Annotated in this window: 2 protein-coding genes; both read right to left on the reverse strand. The window is 38.4% G+C overall.

Translation table 11 applies throughout. The features are described 5' to 3' along the window. Positions 1-81 precede the first annotated feature (81 nt). Positions 82-420: a hypothetical protein gene (locus RT143_RS12275; protein WP_313093381.1), complete on the reverse strand. Its 339-nt coding sequence runs from the start codon at positions 418-420 to the stop codon at positions 82-84. A 119-nt stretch (positions 421-539) separates the two neighbouring features. Next, the coding region (locus RT143_RS12280) for a YagK/YfjJ domain-containing protein (RefSeq protein ID WP_313093384.1) at positions 540-1,353 on the reverse strand (814 nt) is incomplete at its 5' end.

Here is a 1,353-nt window from a genome sequence, read left to right on the forward strand (position 1 = left end):
TGCCAAGGGGTTTCGCCAATATATGCCATTGTTTGTACTTCGTGTGCCATGAGATGTTCTCCTTATGTTAGATAGATTGAGTTAGTTTGATGATACGAGAGAGGATGGACAGGATTCGTTCATTTCGGGTTGATTAAAATGACAGTTATTCGTGTCAAACACTTGGTTGCAGTGACGGCAGTAGTAACTGTGACAGGCGGTTTGACGATTGCCTAGATTGCTTAACGCAATACCTACTACAGTACCAATAACCATGCCTAAGCTTGGTGGCATGACCAATTGTTTACAGACACTTGCGCCCACGCTTGCTAACACCGCAGGCGATAGTAGCGTTGGTTCAAGTGATTGTGGGAAATTCGGGTTTGCGGTTGTCACAGGGACAACGTGACAACTAAAGCATTTGGGACATAGGGTTTTCATGTATATTTCTCCATAGTGTTAAATTTAGGGCATAAAAAAGGCTTACCGAAGTAAGCCTAGTGATAGAGCCAAACACAAAGATTGGCTTATTCAATAAAGTAGTATGTATTTGAAAATATTTAGCTATGACTCTCAATTCCACGTCGCCATGCTACATTAAATTGTCCTCTACCAAAGGTACGCATATTCGGTAACTTAACTACTGGATGTTGGTTAACCTTCTCTGGTTTGACTAAATAACGAGCTACTCGAATGGCATTTTTTACTTCTAATGGATTATTTCGATGGATCATACCAATCCCAAGCAAATTGCGTTTTTGAAAATCTTCTTTATATTCTTGATTATTACAATTGTAACAATTGCCAGTGTTATCTGTAATGCTTAGCCATTTTTTTTCAACTTCCATACCGATGAACACATCATTTTGACGTTTCGCACCGTTAAACATCAACAATAAATGACAGTGTAGGCTTTTATCGACACCTTGCTCTAATGCCCATGCATAGCCTTGTAAATGCTCAAAGCAGGTTTGTTTATTGGATATCAATTCACGTAACTTAGTTACATGCTCATAGAAATCATCTAACGTTACATTCTCTAGCTGGTCTGCGAGATAGCTTAAATCTATACGAACAAATAACAGGCGCGAGTAATGATTTGTTAACTGACTAACATACTTGACCAATTGACGTTGATTCTCCATCTCTTGAAGTTGTTGAAAATTAATACTTGTTAACACCCTTTCTCGATAGGCATTAAGCATGATTAAAAATTCACATGCCATTTGCTGATCCCAGAGTACATCATCAGGAAAAAATTCACCCACTATCGCCTTGGTTGAACCAAGAAAAGCTTTAACACTTTCGCTATAGTCATAGCTATCATCATAGGCAAGACAAAAGGGTAAATAAAGTTGGTTAAGATTATCTGCT

Source organism: Moraxella sp. CTOTU48268, from assembly GCF_032069585.1.
GTDB lineage: Bacteria > Pseudomonadota > Gammaproteobacteria > Pseudomonadales > Moraxellaceae > Faucicola > Faucicola cinerea.